Annotated in this window: 14 protein-coding genes; 8 read left to right on the top strand and 6 right to left on the bottom strand. The window is 72.6% G+C overall.

Annotation, left to right across the window (positions count from 1 at the left end; translation table 11 throughout):
- Positions 1-278: 278 nt before the first annotated feature.
- Both ACQPYE_RS13680 and ACQPYE_RS13685 read left to right on the top strand, forming a co-directional pair.
- Positions 279-1085, top strand: a complete 807-nt coding sequence (locus ACQPYE_RS13680) for a glycosyltransferase (RefSeq protein WP_498721501.1) — start codon at positions 279-281, stop codon at positions 1083-1085.
- On the top strand, positions 1085-2395 hold the full coding sequence (locus ACQPYE_RS13685; protein WP_498721502.1) for an FAD-dependent oxidoreductase: 1311 nt from the start codon (positions 1085-1087) through the stop codon (positions 2393-2395). Before ACQPYE_RS13680 ends, ACQPYE_RS13685 begins: the two co-directional genes overlap by 1 nt.
- Here ACQPYE_RS13685 and wecB read toward each other — a convergent pair.
- Entirely contained in the window at positions 2313-3485 is a 1173-nt protein-coding gene (wecB, locus tag ACQPYE_RS13690; protein WP_498722905.1) for a non-hydrolyzing UDP-N-acetylglucosamine 2-epimerase, read from the bottom strand. The two genes, ACQPYE_RS13685 and wecB, sit on opposite strands and share 83 nt — an antisense overlap.
- Before the next feature lie 215 nt (positions 3486-3700).
- Here wecB and ACQPYE_RS13695 point away from each other — a divergent pair, with 215 nt between their 5' ends.
- Both ACQPYE_RS13695 and ACQPYE_RS13700 read left to right on the top strand, forming a co-directional pair.
- Positions 3701-4651, top strand: coding sequence for a lysyl oxidase family protein (locus tag ACQPYE_RS13695; protein ID WP_498721503.1), 951 nt, complete (start codon positions 3701-3703; stop codon positions 4649-4651).
- Positions 4652-4725: 74 nt separating this feature from the next.
- Positions 4726-5577 carry a serine/threonine-protein kinase gene (locus tag ACQPYE_RS13700; protein ID WP_498721504.1) on the top strand — a complete coding sequence of 284 codons (852 nt, stop codon included), beginning with the start codon at positions 4726-4728 and terminating at the stop codon, positions 5575-5577.
- Here ACQPYE_RS13700 and ACQPYE_RS13705 read toward each other — a convergent pair.
- Entirely contained in the window at positions 5574-6356 is a 783-nt protein-coding gene (locus ACQPYE_RS13705; protein ID WP_498721505.1) for an alpha/beta fold hydrolase, read from the bottom strand. The genes ACQPYE_RS13700 and ACQPYE_RS13705 overlap by 4 nt on opposite strands.
- Positions 6357-6451: 95 nt before the next feature.
- Between ACQPYE_RS13705 and ACQPYE_RS13710 the strand changes: the two genes are divergently transcribed.
- Entirely contained in the window at positions 6452-7765 is a 1314-nt protein-coding gene (locus ACQPYE_RS13710) for an aminotransferase-like domain-containing protein (protein WP_498721506.1), read from the top strand.
- Positions 7766-7897: 132 nt separating this feature from the next.
- On the opposite strand, the gene ACQPYE_RS13715 is transcribed toward ACQPYE_RS13710, so the two are convergent.
- Positions 7898-8971, bottom strand: coding sequence for a DUF2332 domain-containing protein (locus tag ACQPYE_RS13715; protein ID WP_498721507.1), 1074 nt, complete (start codon positions 8969-8971; stop codon positions 7898-7900).
- Between the two features lie 66 nt (positions 8972-9037).
- Here ACQPYE_RS13715 and ACQPYE_RS13720 point away from each other — a divergent pair, with 66 nt between their 5' ends.
- On the top strand, positions 9038-9925 hold the full coding sequence (locus ACQPYE_RS13720) for an aminoglycoside phosphotransferase family protein (protein WP_498721508.1): 888 nt from the start codon (positions 9038-9040) through the stop codon (positions 9923-9925).
- Between the two features lie 20 nt (positions 9926-9945).
- On the opposite strand, the gene ACQPYE_RS13725 is transcribed toward ACQPYE_RS13720, so the two are convergent.
- Together ACQPYE_RS13725 and ACQPYE_RS13730 are read right to left on the bottom strand one after the other, a co-directional pair.
- Positions 9946-12468, bottom strand: coding sequence for an ABC transporter substrate-binding protein (locus tag ACQPYE_RS13725; RefSeq protein ID WP_498721510.1), 2523 nt, complete (start codon positions 12466-12468; stop codon positions 9946-9948).
- Positions 12469-12562: 94 nt separating this feature from the next.
- Positions 12563-12793 carry a hypothetical protein gene (locus ACQPYE_RS13730; RefSeq protein WP_498721511.1) on the bottom strand — a complete coding sequence of 77 codons (231 nt, stop codon included), beginning with the start codon at positions 12791-12793 and terminating at the stop codon, positions 12563-12565.
- Positions 12794-12955: 162 nt separating this feature from the next.
- On the opposite strand from ACQPYE_RS13730, the gene ACQPYE_RS13735 reads away from it, so the two are divergent.
- Together ACQPYE_RS13735 and ACQPYE_RS13740 are read left to right on the top strand one after the other, a co-directional pair.
- The gene (locus ACQPYE_RS13735; RefSeq protein ID WP_498721512.1) at positions 12956-13585 is read left to right on the top strand and encodes a dienelactone hydrolase family protein; all 630 of its coding nucleotides are present in this window, start codon (positions 12956-12958) and stop codon (positions 13583-13585) included.
- 192 nt (positions 13586-13777) lie between these two features.
- Positions 13778-14047: a hypothetical protein gene (locus tag ACQPYE_RS13740; protein ID WP_498721513.1), complete on the top strand. Its 270-nt coding sequence runs from the start codon at positions 13778-13780 to the stop codon at positions 14045-14047.
- On the opposite strand, the gene ACQPYE_RS13745 is transcribed toward ACQPYE_RS13740, so the two are convergent.
- Positions 14030-15262: an MAC/perforin domain-containing protein gene (locus ACQPYE_RS13745; RefSeq protein ID WP_498721514.1), complete on the bottom strand. Its 1233-nt coding sequence runs from the start codon at positions 15260-15262 to the stop codon at positions 14030-14032. The genes ACQPYE_RS13740 and ACQPYE_RS13745 overlap by 18 nt on opposite strands.
- Positions 15263-15270: the final 8 nt, after the last annotated feature.

Here is a 15270-nt window from a genome sequence, read left to right on the forward strand (position 1 = left end):
CCGATTATTCTGGTCACCCGTTCGAGATCATCCGAACGGGGCTCTCTGCTCACTCGGTGTATATCAAGCGTGATTCATCGGCTCTCATTCACTCTGTCGGTGATCGCTATTCTCCTTTGTGGGTGACGGTCTGGCTCGGGTCCTGCGGTAATTCATCCAGACGTGCGACAGGAGGCCACCGGGGTGGTCGAATCCCGCGGCGGTCCGGAGGCGAATAATTCTGGACCGTCATCCGCCATCCAGTGAAATGGGGCCCATTGAGCGTCGATGAAGGAGACGTGCGCACCGCGTCGGAAGAGGGCGGACCGGCCCTTTCCGACGGCCCGCGCACCCACGCCCGCGCCCACGTCGTGCTGCCCGCCTACAACGAGGCGGCCTCGCTGCCGCCGCTGCTGACCCGGCTCGCCGAGGCGACCCTCGTCGGGAAGCTCACCGCCTGGGTCGTCGACGACGGCTCGTCCGACGGCACCGCGGACCTCGTCGCCGAGGGGTGGCCGGGCCTGGACGTCCGGTTGGTCCGCCACCCGGTCAACCTCGGCCTCGGCCAGGCCGTCCGGTCGGGGCTGCGCGCCGCGCTGGCCGAGGCGGGCGACGACGACGTCGTCGTCGTGATGGACGCCGACGACACCCACGACCCGGCCCTGATCCACCGGATGGAGCAGGAGATCTCGGCGGGCGCGGACGTGGTGATCTGCTCCAGGTTCGTCGACGGCGGCGACGACGCGACCGCGCCCCCGCTGCGCCGGCTGCTCTCGCGCGGCGCGGCCGTGCTGTTCCGCCGCGTGCTGCGGGTCGACGGCGTCCGGGACTGCACCAGCGGCTTCCGCGCCTACCGGGTCAGCCTGCTGGCCCGCGCCGAGCGGCACTGGGGCGAGCGGCTGATCGAGGAACGCGGGTTCGCGTGCATGGTCGAGCTGCTGCTCAAGCTGCGGCACTGCCGACCGGTGGTCACCGAGGTGCCGCTGGCCCTGCGCTACGACCGCAAGCGCGGCCCGAGCAAGATCCGGATCGTCCGCACCATCGGGCAGTACGTGAAGCTGCTGGTCCGCGACCGGCTCACGCCCGCGCCGTACCGGGCGCTGTGATGCCGGAGGCGGACCGCGGGCACGTGGTGGTGGTCGGCGGCGGCATCTGCGGCTTGGCCACCGCGCACCGGTTGGCGCGCGGCGGCACGAGGGTGACGTTGCTGGAGGGCAGCGACCAGCTCGGCGGGCTGGGCACCTTCTTCGCGTGGCGCGACCGCTGGGTGGAGCGCTTCTACCACTGCGTGATGCCGACCGACGACCACCTGCTCGACCTGCTCGGCGACCTGGGCCTGCGCGACTCGATCACGTGGCGGCCGACCCGGATGGGCATGGTCGTGGACGGCCGCGCGTTCCCGTTCAACACGGCCCGGGACCTGCTCGGGTTCACCCCGCTGGGTGTGCTCGACCGGCTGAGGTTCGGCGCGGTCTCGGTGCTGCTGCGGCGGTTGGGCCGGGGCAAGGACCTCGACGGCACGCGCACCGAGGACTGGTTGCGCGGCCTGTACGGCGACCGGGTGTGGGAGCTGCTGCTCGCGCCGCTGTTCGGCGCGAAGTTCGGCGCGCGGTTCGGCGACGTGCCCGCGCTGTACCTGTGGCAGCGCCTGGGGCGCGAGGGAGCCGTGTCGGTGCGCGGGTACCCCGAGGGCGGCTACCGGGCCGTCATCGACGCGTTGAGGGCGTCGATCGAGGCCGCCGGCGGCGTGGTGCGGCTGGACGCGCCGGTGCGGCGGATGGGCGTGACCGGCGGGCGGATGCGGATCACCCTGGACGGCGGCGAGTCGGTCTCGGCGGACCACGTGGTGTCGACGCTGCCGCTGCCGCTGCTGCGGCAGCTCGCCGACGAGGACCTGGCCGCGCGGCTGCCCGACGTGCGGCTGCCGTACCAGGGCGTGGTGAACGCGCTGTTCTTCCTGCGCCGGCCGCTGTCGGGGCACTACTGGACGCCGGTGGTGCGGTCCGGCACGGAGTTCGACGGCCTGATCCAGATGACGCCGCTGGCGGGCGTGGAGCGGTACGACGGGCGGCACCTCGTCTACGCCATGCGGTACACCGACCGGGAGTCCGCGCTGTTCCAGGAGGACGACGCGGCGGTCGCGGCGCGGTGGACCTCGCAGCTGCTGGCCCTGCACCCCGCGCTGTGCCGCGCGGACGTGGAGGACGTGCGGGTGTTCAAGGCCCCGTTCGTGGAACCGGTGTACCCGCTCGGGTACCTGGCACGACGGCCGCCCGTGGTGGTCGCCGGCACCCCGCTGCTGCTGGCGACCACCGCGCACGTCTACCCGGACGTCACGAGCTGGAACTCGAGTGCGGGACTCGCGCGACGGGTCGTCGAGAGGCTGGCGGAGGCACCACAACCTGTTCCGGGCTGAGCCGCCGGGCGTGCACCGGTTCGCCGCGGACCAGCTGCCGGAGCGCGGCGGCGATCCGGGCCGACGGCGAGCCGGTGCCGTAGGGCGACGGGATGTGCTCCAGGCGTTCCCGGTGGCCGGCCACGTCGTCCAGCCACCGCAGCACCTCCGCGCACACGCGTGGCCCCGGCGGGACCAGGGTGCCGAACGTGCCCTCGATCTCGGGGCGCTCCGTGCTGCGGCGCACCACGACCACCGGCCGCTTGAGGACGCTGACCTCCTCCTGGATGCCGCCGGAGTCGGACACGACCACGGCGGCGCACCGGGCCAGCGCGAGGAACGCCGGGTACGCCTGCGGCTCGACCACCTTGAGCCGGCGCAGCAGCGCGGTCAGGCCGAACGCCTCGACCCGCTTGGCCGTGCGGGGGTGCAGGGGCAGCACCACCGGCAGCGGCAGCCGGTTCAGCTCGCGCAGGATCGCCTCCAGGTTGACCGGGTCGTCCACGTTCTCCGGCCGGTGCACGGTGGCCAGCACGTAGCCGTCGTGATCGAGCTCGTGCGCGGCCAGGACGACGGTCTCCTCGTCCCGTCCGGGCAGCGCCGCCGCGAGGGCCTCGACCACGGTGTTGCCGGTGATCGCGATGCGCTCCTCGGGCACGCCCTCGGCCAGCAGGTTGGCGTGGTTGAGCGGGGTCGGCGCGCAGCACAGGTCGGCGAGGTGGTCGATGGCGACCCGGTTGTGCTCCTCGGGCATCGCCCGGTCGAAGCTGCGCAGCCCCGCTTCGACGTGCACCAGCGGCACGTCGTTGGCGTTGGCGGCCAGCGCGCCGGCGAGCGCGGAGGTCGTGTCGCCCTGCACGATCACCGCCCCGGTCGGGTGCCGCGCCAGCAGCTCGTCCACGGCCGCGACGGCCGCGCCGAGCTGGCCGCCGCGCGTGCCGCCGCCGACGGACAGCTCGTGGAACCGCCCGGGGCGGCCGATGTCCTGGCGGATCCGGTGGTACATCGCGGTGTCGTAGTGCTGTCCGGTGTAGACGACGGTCGCGTCAACGCCCATCACGCGGATCAGCGGCGCGAGCTTGATCAGCTCCGGCCTGGTGCCGCACACCATCGTGACGGTGCCGGGGACTCCCTGGTCTATCGGACCCACCTCCAGTCGCGGATGACGCGCGCCCGGGGCGCGATCGCGGTGAAGGTTAGAGTCCCGGTGGCCGATTTCCCTTGTGCCTCAGTCCATCGAGTGAACTTCACCGTGGTAGGTCGTGAGTTGTCGCCGTGGCTCACTAGATTGTGAGTGGATCATTCTGGAGTGGACGGGTTGTTCGGATGATGCGAAGACACGTGGCCCTGGTCACCACGGCGTTGCTCGTGGCGGCGGGGGTGGGGCCGTCGCACGCGCAGGAGAGCGAGAAGGTGCTGCTGCCGGACCTCCGGCAGGCGCCGGTGGGGTGCGGCGGCGGGTTCTCCGGCAACCCGTCGTGGTGCGTCGACTGGGACGTGTGCCCGGTCGTCGACCCGGCCGCGCCGAACGGCGAGTGCGTGCAAGTGGGCCCGATCGGGGCGGTCCGGTTGAGGTTCACCACATCGGCGGACAACGTCGGCGACGGGCCGTTGCTGATCCACGGCAGCCGGGCCGATGCCGGGCAGCGGGAGATGACGTCGCGGCAGGCGTTCCAGTCCGCTGTGGACGGTTCGATCCCGATGGCCTACGACCAGGCGCAGCACCCCGTGCCGGCCACCATGTACTACGAGCCGGCGGCGACGCACGAGCACTGGCACCTGCTCGGCTTCGAGCACTTCCAACTCCGCACACCTTCAGGTGACGCGGTGGTGACCGACCGCAAGACCGGCTTCTGCCTCGGCGACCGGTACGAGACCCGGGACCGGCTGCCGAACCGCCCGACCGCGGACGACAGCCCGCAGAGCCGGTTGGCGGCGACGTTGCAGCTGAACCGGTGCGGCCACCACGCGCCGGGGGCGTTGAGCGTGGTGCAGGGGATCTCGGTCGGCCACGGTGACGACTACCTGCACACGGTCGACTTCCAGTGGCTGGACATCAGCGAGGTGCCGTCCGGGGTGTACGACGTGGTGAACATCGTCAACGGCGATCGCAGCCTCGTGGAGAAGTCGTACGCGAACAACGCCTCGGCCATGGCCGTGTCGATCCGCTGGCCGGGCAACGCCGTCCGGCCACCGGCCACCATCACCATCCCGCCGCAGGTCCGGCTGCTGCGGAACTGCCCGGGTGCCGAGCGGTGCGCTGCTCCGCGCGGGTGACGCGCCGGCGGTTTGGCCACCTCGTCATCCGGGAATTCGGCAGACGTCCGGATAGGCGACCGAAGGGTGGGGCCATGTCGTTGGCCACCGAGGACCGCGTGCTCGAAGGTCGCTACCGGTTGACGGACAAGCTCGGCACGGGCGGTTCGGCCGAGGTCCACCGGGGGTGGGACGTGCTGCTCCGGCGGTTCGTCGCGGTCAAGGTGTTCCACGGTGACGAGGTGGACGGGCGCCGGTTCGACAACGAGGTCCGGACGCTGGCCGGACTGTCGCACCCGGGCGTGCTGTCCGTCTACGACGTGGGCACGTGCGACGGCGCGTCGTACGTCGTCATGCAGCTGGTCGAGGGCACGACGCTGCGCGACCGGCTGCTCGCCGGCACGTTCACGCCCGTGCAGGCGCGCGCCCTCGGCCACCAGATCGCCGACGCCCTCGCCCACGTGCACGAACAGCGCGTCGTGCACCGGGACGTGAAGCCGTCGAACGTCCTGCTCGACGGCTCCGACACCGCCTACCTGGCCGACTTCGGCCTGGCCCGCTCGCTCGGCTCGGCCCCGGTCGCCAAGACCAGCCAGGTCGTGGGCTCCGCCGCCTACCTGGCGCCGGAGCAGGTGCGCGGCGAGGAGGTCGGCCCGCCCGCCGACGTCTACGCGCTCGGCCTGCTCCTGCTGGAGTGCCTGACCGGCTACCGCGAGTACCAGGGCAACCGGGTCGACGCCGCCATCGCCCGCCTGCACCGGCCGCCGCGGGTGCCGCACGACGTGCCCGCCGGCCTGGGCCGCCTGCTCACGCTCATGACGTCGCTGTCCGCGCACCGCCGTCCCACCGCCGCCCAGGTCGCCGACGAGCTGCGCCCCGCGCCGGCCGCGCTGCCTCGCGACCGGCTCCTCTGCGGTGTCCGCACGCCCGGGCGCCCCGCCGCCTAGAGCGCCGCGAGGAACCGCTCGACCGCGTCGGTGAACTCCGCCGGCCGTTCGAGGTTGGGCAGGTGGCCCGCGCCGGGGATCACCGCGAGCGTCGAGCCCGGGATGGCCGCGTGCATCCGCTCGGCCACGGCGACCGGCGTGTACTCGTCCTCCTCGCCGACGACCACGAGGGCGGGCACGGCGACGCGGGACAGCGAGTCCAGGTAGTCGGGCCGTTCCGCACGTCCGCGCCACCCCGCCGCCGCACCCTCCGGCGGCGTGCCGCGCATCATCCCCAGCACGTGCTCGGCGACGGCCGGCAGCGCGACGACGTTGTGCGGCGAGATCATCTTGGCCAGCACCTCGTCGGCGTACGGGGCCATGCCCTCGCGCAGCACCCGGGACGCCAGCGCGGTGCGCAGCTCACGACCCGCCGTCGTGTCCGCCTCGGGGAACGTGTCCGCCAGCACGAGCGCCCGGACGCGTGACGGGTGCGACCGGTGCAGTTCCATGGCGATCTGGCCGCCCATCGACAACCCGCACAGCACCACCCGGTCCAGGCCGAGGCGGTCGAGCAGCCCGATCAGGTCGTCGGCGAACACGCTCAACGGCGTCTTGCCGGGCACGACCGTCGACTCACCGTACCCACGCAGGTCGGGAGCGACGACCCGGTAGCGCGAGCGGAGCCGGTCGACCTGGGGCCGCCACATCGAGCGGTTGAACGGGTGGCCGTGCACGAGCAGCACCGGGACGCCGCCGCCCTCGTCGTCGTAGGCGATGTCGATGTCGTTGACCCGCATGGCGCCCCCAGTTCCGGTTGACGTCAGGAGCCTAGGAACGCCACCCTGCTCGGTGCAATTAAAACAATGCTCTCGGTGCAATGTGGGGTGCTCTCGTGGCGGACTACCGCCTGATCGCCGACCGGCTCGCCGCCGAGGTCGAGGCCGGCCGGCTCAAGCCGGGCGACCGCCTGCCGCCGCAACGCGCGTTCGCCCGCCGGCACCGCATCGCCGGCTCCACCGCGGCCCGCGTCTACGGCGAGCTGATCCGACGCGGGCTCGCGGTGGGCGAGGTCGGGCGCGGCACGTTCGTGCGGGCCGCACGGCCACCGGTCGAGCCCGCGCTGGCCGAACCGGGCGGCGCGCGGGTCGACCTGGAGCTGAACTTCTGCGTGCTGCCCGACCAGCCCGCCCTGCTGGCGCCCGGCCTCGACCGGCTCATCCGGCACGGCCTCGGCGACGCGCTCACGCCGATCGGCGTCCGCGGCACGCCCGGAGCACGCGCCGCCGTCGCACGCACGCTGGCACGGGGCGGGTGGACGCCGGACGAGCGCCAGGTGCTGTTCACCGGCAACGGCAAGCAGGCCATCGCGGCCGTGGTGTCGGCGCTGGTGCCGGTCGGCGGGCGGCTCGGGGTGGAGGCCGTCACCTACCCGGTGGTGAAGGCGATCGCGACCAGGCTGGGCGTCACGCTGGTGCCGCTGCCGGTGGACGACGCTGGTGTGCTGCCGCAGGCCGTCCGCGGGGCCGACGTGCGCGCCGTCTACCTCCAGCCGACCCTGCACAACCCGCTCGGCACCACCATGCCCGAACAACGCCGCGCCGAACTGGCCGCCGCCGTGCGCGAGCTGGACGTCCAGGTGATCGAGGACGCCATCTACGCCTTCCTGGGCCCCGAGCTGCCACCGCTCGCACCCGAGCGCACGACCGTGGTGGACAGCCTGTCCAAACGCCTCGCGCCCGGCCTGTCGGTCGGGTTCGCCGTCCCGCCCGGGCGCCTGGTCGACCGGGTCGCCGCCGCCGCGCGCTCCGGCGGCTGGGCGGTCGGGCACTTCGCGCTCGCCGCCGCGACCGAGTGGCTCACCGACGGCACCCTGGAGTCCATAGTGGACCGCAAACGCGCGCTCGCGCACGAACGGCAGCAGCTCGCGCGCACGCACCTGGCCGGCTTCGACATCAGCGGCTACCCCGGCTCCTACCACTGCTGGTGGCGGCTGCCGGACCGGTGGCGGGCCGAGACGTTCGTGGCCGCCGCGGCACGGCGGGGCATCGCCGTCACGCCCGCCGCCGCGTTCGCGGTCGTGCCCGGCCACGCGCCGAACGCGGTCCGGCTCGCCCTGGCCGCCGTCCCGACCCCGACCCTGACCGCCGCGCTGGACGTGCTCGCCGCCCTCGCCGCAGGCAGCCCGGAGGACGAGCAGGTCGACTAGGGTCCGCGCACGACCAGGCCCGCGGGCACCCCGGACGCGTGTGGTTCGAGGTCGACGTGCCGCCAAGGAGCCTTCGAAGTGGCTGACCCCGCACAGGACCCGCGTGCTCGACCGGTGGACGCCGACGTCCGGTCAGGAGTCCGTCAGCCACGACATCAGGCGGCCCCGCGACCAGCAGCGGCCGACCGCCTCGACGTGCCGGGTCGAGCCGTCGAACACCGCCAGGCCGATGGTGCTGTGGCCGGAGGCGCGGCGGTCGCCGAGCGTCGGCATCGACGGCGCGACCCCGACGCCTTCCACCGACACCCACGCCACCGGTCGGTCCGCCGCCGCTTCGCCGAGGCGGTGCGGGAAGCGCGGTCGGCTCTCCGGCGGGAAGCTCGACAACACCCACGTCGTGATGACGACCGGCAGGGCGTCCGCCGGCACTCGGGCGACCGCGTCGGGCAGCACGTCGACGGCGTCACCCCGCACCAGCAGCGGGGGGTCCGTCGCCGCCAGCGCGATCTCCGCGTCCAGCCTCGCCATCCGCTCCGGCTGGTCGGGCGGCAGGCAGGCGCGCAACCAGCGGACGTCGTCCGCGTCGGTCACGTCGACCGGGTCGAGGTCGACGCCGACCTTGGCGACCACCTCGGGCATCGCCCGCGTCGGCACGCGCCGGCCACCCACGATCGACGCCGTCAGCCGCACGGGAGACGAGGGGTCGCCGAGCGACTGCCCGTTGCCGTAGGTGATGCCGACGCGGTCCACCGTGAGGTCGAGGCCGGCCGAGCAGCCCACGTCGATCAGCCCGACCGCGGTCGCGCCCACCCGGCGTGCCACCTCGGCGACGGCCGGGTACAGCACGGCGCCGAGTCCGGTCTCGTCGGCGCGGAGCCGTCGGCGCGCGGCGAGGTCCACGACCCGTTCGGTCAGGCGCAGCAGCGTGTCGACGGCCGCGACGGCGGCGGCGTCCCCGTCCCCGGTGGCGTAAGCCTCGGCGAGCGCCGGGGCGCGTCCGGCGAGGGCGAGGTCGTGCAGCGCGGCCAGGATCACCGCCGGGCGCCGCTTGCGCACGGGCGCGGAACCGATGGCGCGCAGTGCCTCGTCGGACTCGCTCACGGCGACGGCGACGCGCTCGTGCAACGGCGACGTCCCGGCGGCGTCGACCTCGCCGAAGCGCCGGTACACCTCGGCGAGCGTGCGCGCCCGCCCTCGACCCGGCATCTGGACGACCTTATCGTTCGGCCGGTGCCGGCGTGCCGGCGGACGCGGCGGTCAGGGGGCTTGGCGATGGGTGACTTCACGGTCGAGCAGGACTTGGTGCGGGCGTTGCTGCGGGAGCAGCACCCGGACCTCGCCGACCTCGAACTGCGGGACGTCGACGGCGGCTGGGCCAACCAGGTGTGGCGGCTCGGGGACGAGCTGGCCGTGCGCCTGCCGCGCACCGAGGACGCGCCCGCCCGGCTGCGGGCCGAGCTGACGTGGCTGCCGGCACTGGCGGACCGCCTGCCGCTGCCGACACCCGTCCCGGTGCGCGCCGGTCGACCGTCGAGCCTGTTCGAGCACACCTGGACGATCGCGCGCTGGGTCGACGGCGAACCGGCCGACCGCGCGCCGATCACCCACCTCGACGCGGCCGGGACCCTCGCGGAGTTCCTCCGCGCGTTGCACGACCGGGCGCCCGCCGACGCGCCGGCGAACCCGGCTCGCGGCGTCCCCTTGGCCGACGTGCGGGACGGGACCGACGACTGGTTCCGGCTCATCGCCGACCACCCGACCGCCGCCAGCGCGCGGGAGGTCTGGGAGCGGGCCCTGGCCGCGCCCGCCTGGCCGGGTCCGCCGCTCTGGCTGCACGGTGACCTGCACCCGGCGAACGTGGTCGTCCGGGACGGGACGCTCGCCGGGGTGATCGACTTCGGCGAGCTGTGCGCGGGCGATCCCGCGACGGACCTCTCCGCCGCCTGGATCCTGCTGCCCGCCGGCGCGGCGAGCCGGTTCTTCGACGCCTACGGGCCGGTCGACGAGGCGACCGTCACCCGGGCCCGCGGCTGGGCGGTGCTGCGCGCCCTGGGCCTGATCGGGATCGGCCGGAACGGGCGGCTCGGCCTGGCCGGCGGCAAACCGACCTGGGAGCCGGCGGGCCACGCCACGCTGGAACGGGTCCTGGCGGCCGGCTGACGGCAGCCCGGGGCGGCGCGTCAGGCGAACGCCACCAGGTACGTCGCCAGCACCCCGAGCAGGTAGACCGGGTAGCCGACCCGCGAGGCGCGGGCCAGCCGCCGTTCCGCGTCGTCCCGCCGCACCGATGCCAACCGCTTGCGCAGCATGGCGATCAGCACGCACGCGACGGCCAGCAGGATGAACGCGTAGTAGCCCCACTCCAGCGCCACCGTGTAGCTGACCGACGGCAGCTGCGACGTCACGTTGTTCAGCAGCACGGCGGTGCTGAGGATCGCCGTGACGCCCATCGACACCGGCGCGGCGCCGTCGGCGGCCCTGAAGAACAGCGACAGGTACGTGACGCAGATCAGCAGCAGCAGCGGCAGCAGGTTCTTCAGCAGGAACGGCAGCGTGTCGCGGACGATCTCCACCTCGCCCGTGTACTGGCTGTAGTAGATGCCCTCGGCGACGCCGCCCGCGGAGCCGTCACCGAGGGCGTCGCTGCTGCCGACGGTCCGCTGGAAGAACCGGGCGGAGGTGGCCAGCCAGTTCGGGATCGCGTTGATCGTCGCCTCGGCGTCCGCGCCGCTGCGCAGGTGGTGCTCGGCCGGCTGGTCCAGCACCTCCTTGTCGGTCACGTACACGACCTCGTCGGCGGTCCTGGTCCGGTTCTGCAGCACGACCCGGAGGTGCTGGTGGTCGAACGGGAAGCTGCGGAACTCGAAGCCGTTCTTGAACCGGTCGGCCACCCGGTACAGCCGGTAGGTGCCGTCCTCGTCGGTGACGTCGCGCAGCGGCTCGCCCAGCTCCAGGTCCGCCTTGACCGCGTTGACGAACTGCACGTCCGCCGCCGTGTGCGGGCCGGTGTACTTCAACCACAGGAAGAAGTCCACGAAGTACGTGCCGTCGCGGGTGTCCAGGTCCCGCACCTCGTTGAGGTTGATGCCGGTGGCCACGACCTGGCGGCGGGTCAGGTACCGGTCGCCGATCGCGATCACCGTGCCGTCGGCCAGGGCGGTGCTCAACGCCTCGGCCGACGGCGGCTCGTACACCGTCAGCTGCACGGGCGAGGACACCAGCCGGGTGCCGTCGCTGGTCACGAACGACACCGGCATCTGCGCCGAGCCGCTGGCGGTGAAGTACAGCGGGCCGAGCAGCGCCGGGAAGGCGTTCTTCTTGTCCTTCAACGAGGCCAGGCCGTCGCGCAGCCGCCTGCGGTCGTCGGCGACGGTGGTCGCGTCGAGGCCGATGCGGTGGGTGGTGAGGACGTGCAGGCCGACGTTGAGCGCCTGCCGCGAGGTGGCGGCGTGCCAGCGCGGGCGTTCGCCGTACCGCCGCTGGTAGTCCTCGGCCCAGGTCAGCGCCGGGCCGGACAGCGAGTCGTTCGCCATCGGCGTGGCCAGGTGCAGGTCGCGCGTGGCGCCGCCCAGGGCGTCGTGGAACGACGTGGTGCCCAGGGTGGCGGTGCCCAGGATCGGCCCGGTCATGCCCGCGGCCCGCAGGCCCTTGACCAGCGGGACGCCGTTGCGGTCCTCGGTGGCGAGCAGGACCGGCGTGCCGGGGTCGAGGGCCTTGACCCGGTCGATCGCCGCCTGCGGGTCGTCGGTGACGGGCACGGTGGCGACGACCTCGCCGAACCGCCGGTAGGACTCCGCGAACGCGGCCTGCGCGGACCGGCCCGAGGCGTGGTCGTCGTGGATGACCGCGATCTCGTGGGCGCCGAGCACCTCGGCGGCGTAGACGGCGAGGAAGTCGCCCTGGGTGCGGTCGCCGAACGTGCTGCGGAAGTACCAGTCGCTGTCGTCGGTGATGCTCGACCCGCTGGCCGACGGCGTGATGGCGGGGATGCCCGCCGCGCGGTAGACCGGGGCGGCGGCGAGGGACGTGACCGTGACGCCGTGCCCGATGACGTAGAGCGCCTTGTCCTCGCGGACGATCTCCTCGGCGATCCGCTTCGCCTGTTCGGGCTGGTCGGCGTCGTCGTAGACGAGCAGTTCCACCGGGTGGCCGTTGACGCCGCCGGCGGCGTTGACGTCGTCCAGGCGCATCCGCACGCCGCGTTCGACGTGTGCGGCGGCGGCCGGGTCGCGCCCGGTCAGGCCCGCGACCAGGGCGATGTGCACGGGGGTGTGGGTGGCCTGGCTGACCGCGGTCCACACGCCCGCGCCGGTCAGCGTCACCAGCACCACGACACCGGCGGTGACCAGCGATTTCAGCTTCGCGCGGCGTTTCGGCGCGTGGTCGACCGGGTCCGGGCGCGGTGGTTCGACCACGTCGTGCGCCTCGGCCGGCGCTTGCGGTTCGACGCCGCGCAGCGCGCGCCGGGCCCGGTCGGTGGCGGGGTCGGCCTTGATCGCGTACGCCCGGTCGAGGCAGAACAGGCGCTCGGCGTCGTCGGTGACCAGTTCGGCGAGCCAGCGCCAGGCGGGCTCGTACTCGGTGTCCTTGGCCAGCGCCACGCCGAGCAGCCCGCGCGCCGCGGTGGGGTCCGCGGCGCGCAGGGCGATGGCCTGGTGGGTGAGCGTGACGGCGGTGTCGGGCCTGGCCGGCGTTTCGGGCACGGGACGCAGGCTAGGCAGACCACCCCGTGCCCGGTGGAGGATCCCCTGATCGTGGCACGGTCACCTGATCAGACCATCCGTTGGGGCACACCGGTCACTCGCTCGGCCGGCCGTCTTCGTCCTCGACGTGCATGGCCGCGTCCTCAGGGCCGCGCAGGTAGCCCGACCCGGCCTCGTCCGCGACCGACGTCGGCTCCTCGTCGACGAAGTCACCGTCGTCGTCGGGGGCGGAGTACTGCGGACCTGCTGTTCCGGGATCGCGCCGCAGGCTGTGACCCTCCGTCGCGCCCCATCGCGGTTCCATCGCCTCCTGCTGCTCGGACATCGGTCCTCCATCGCCTCGCGCTCGGTCGTCGGCCATGGTCGGTCTCCTCCCGTGCCGGTCAGGGGACACACCGACGGGTTACCCGGTTACGTCAGTCGGACACCGTTCCGTTTGCGCGCGCGTGAGCCGGTGAACCCGGAGGTCATGACGAGGACCGGCAGGATGGCGGTGTCGGTCGACGCCTGGGGCGTCGACCTGGCCGCCGACCTCGGCGTTCCGTCCGATCCGGCGGGTGTGGTGGTGTTCGCGCACGGGTCGGGCAGCTCGCGGCACAGCGGGCGCAACCAGGCCGTGGCGGAGTCGTTGCGGCGGGACGGGTACGCGACCCTGCTGCTCGACCTGCTGACCGAGCGCGAGGAGCGGGAGGACCGGGTCACCGGCCGGCTGCGGTTCGACATCGGGCTGCTGGCGGAGCGGGTGGCGGCGTCGGTGGAGTGGACGTCGAGGGCGCCGGCGACGCGGGGGTTGCCGATCGGCTTGTTCGGCGCGAGCACGGGCGCGGCGGCGGCCCTGGTGGCGGCGGCCGGCACCTACCTGGTGCGGGCCGTGGTGTCCCGGGGAGGCCGGCCGGACCTGGCGGGTCGGGCCTTGTCACGGGTGCGCGCGCCGACGTTGCTGGTGGTCGGCGGTCATGACGAGGAAGTGCTGGACCTGAACCGCGCGGCGGCGGAGGAGCTGGCGGTGCTGTGGCGACTGGAGGTGGTCGAGGGCGCGACGCACCTGTTCGTCGAGCCGGGAGCGCTGGACCAGGTCGCCCACCTGGCGGGTTCGTGGTTCCGGGACTTCCTCTGACCTTGCCGTTTAAGCTTTTCGGCGGGGTTTGGTGCCCTTCTTGTGGTGGGCTGGTCGGGTGTGTGCCTGGCCGGTGGCCAGGAGTAGGCAGACGTCGAAGCGTTGCGCGACAACACGATTCTTCAATCCGGCTGGTCGTCCCGGGCCGGGTTGGACGGATTTGGGTACTTCTGCTGGGCGGGCGATTTTCGTGTGGAGGTTCCGGAACCCGCGCCGGACGCGGGCCGGGGTGAGCCTGGCGGGTTCGGCGGGGCGTTCCCAGGGGTGGCGCAGGTCGGCGACCAGTGGGCGGGCCAGGCGGAGTTGGGTGCGGGCGGCCAGGACCGGCCAGGCCAGCGGTCGGCGGCCTCGGGATCGCGCAGTCGGGGCTTGGCCGCTTCCATGATCAACCGGATGCACGTCACCGACCGGGACCTTGAAGACAAGCTGACGCCGGGTGCCAGGTCAGGGCTGAACGAGTGACTGGACCTTGTTCACGTACTTGCCGATGTGCAGGTAGTTGTACTCCCTGCCGGAGAACTGCTGGAGGACGAGCATCGCGTTCTGCAGCGCGTATCGGACTTTGTCCCCGCAGTCCTTGAGCAGGACGAGGGATGGGAGCAGTTCGGCGTACTCGTTGATGGCCCAGTTGGCGGGGCGGTCCAGGGACTCTGCCCAGCTCGTGTAGTCCTCGTGCGAGCTGATGGCCATCCCCCCAATGGACTGCAGTGTGATGTTCTGGTACTTGTTCGAACCTGATTTCGTGCTGTTCTTCTCCTCGGCCTGCTTGTAGTTCGCGCCACCGCCGACACCCCTGAACGTCGCGGAGACGGACGCGCCGAAGTCCTTACGCTCCGTCTCGGCCTGGGAGAACTCCGTGATTTCGGTGGTTTCCGTCGCGTACACGAGTCCGCCGAGCGTGAACAGTGTCGGCACGTAGAAACCCCAGTCGTCCAGCACGGCGACGAGGTCCTTGTAGTTGTCCTCCGTCGGGGAACCCTCGAACGTGGCGGCCTTGTCGACCTTCTCCACGAACTCCGCAGCCGGGCCCATCTTCTCCAGGTACTGCTTGAGAATGACTTTGCGGACCACGAACCGGTTGACCAGGCGCTCCGAGACCGTCTTGTGGTCATGGGACTGCTTCTTCTCGTGCTCGTACTCCGCCTTGGCCTCGCCGAAGGGCACGGAAAGCGACACGGAGCCGGACTGCACCCCGGAGACCTCCAGATGACTGGTGACCTCGGAGAACCGGTAGGTGGTCGCCTTCTCCGTGGTCACGTCGGGGCGGTTGTGGGCAGGCAGTTCGCGCCAGGTGCAGACATCGCGGAAGGTCTTCTTCAGCCCCTCCTTGCGCAGTGTGCGACCGCGCAGAACACCCACTCCTCCCAGTACCTCCCACTTCTGCGTGTCCGTCAGCTGCCAGTACTTGAGCGCGTTCTCGTCGTCGAGAGACTTCTCCCGCACCTTTCCGACGAAGATCGTGTCGTCCTCGTCCGCGTCGATGATCTCCGACAACGTGGTCGTGCCCTCGGCGCTCCTGTCCACCGGGGAGTCCTTGAAGAGGAAATCGGCTTCCCCCCACATGATCCCGTCTTCTTGCAGCTTGCCTCGAACCAGCGTGAGCGTCCCTTCACGGTCGAGCTGGAACGACTTGCTCATGCCGCGGGTGTTCCTCACGGTCGTCAGGGTCAGGGTCATGAGCTCTT

Origin of the sequence: Actinosynnema sp. CA-299493, from assembly GCF_050946825.1 — a bacterium.
In the GTDB taxonomy this organism is placed as follows: domain Bacteria; phylum Actinomycetota; class Actinomycetes; order Mycobacteriales; family Pseudonocardiaceae; genus Actinosynnema.

Excerpts from the sequence above, each read along its gene's own strand:
- ACQPYE_RS13685 (WP_498721502.1), top strand. The coding sequence starts at position 1,085 with ATGCCGGAGGCGGACCGCGGGCACGTGGTGGTGGTCGGCGGCGGCATC.
- wecB (WP_498722905.1), bottom strand. The coding sequence starts at position 3,485 with ATGGTGTGCGGCACCAGGCCGGAGCTGATCAAGCTCGCGCCGCTGATC.
- ACQPYE_RS13695 (WP_498721503.1), top strand. The coding sequence starts at position 3,701 with ATGATGCGAAGACACGTGGCCCTGGTCACCACGGCGTTGCTCGTGGCG.
- ACQPYE_RS13700 (WP_498721504.1), top strand. The coding sequence starts at position 4,726 with ATGTCGTTGGCCACCGAGGACCGCGTGCTCGAAGGTCGCTACCGGTTG.
- ACQPYE_RS13705 (WP_498721505.1), bottom strand. The coding sequence starts at position 6,356 with ATGCGGGTCAACGACATCGACATCGCCTACGACGACGAGGGCGGCGGC.
- ACQPYE_RS13715 (WP_498721507.1), bottom strand. The coding sequence starts at position 8,971 with ATGCCGGGTCGAGGGCGGGCGCGCACGCTCGCCGAGGTGTACCGGCGC.
- ACQPYE_RS13720 (WP_498721508.1), top strand. The coding sequence starts at position 9,038 with ATGGGTGACTTCACGGTCGAGCAGGACTTGGTGCGGGCGTTGCTGCGG.
- ACQPYE_RS13730 (WP_498721511.1), bottom strand. The coding sequence starts at position 12,793 with ATGTCCGAGCAGCAGGAGGCGATGGAACCGCGATGGGGCGCGACGGAG.
- ACQPYE_RS13735 (WP_498721512.1), top strand. The coding sequence starts at position 12,956 with ATGGCGGTGTCGGTCGACGCCTGGGGCGTCGACCTGGCCGCCGACCTC.
- ACQPYE_RS13745 (WP_498721514.1), bottom strand. The coding sequence starts at position 15,262 with ATGACCCTGACCCTGACGACCGTGAGGAACACCCGCGGCATGAGCAAG.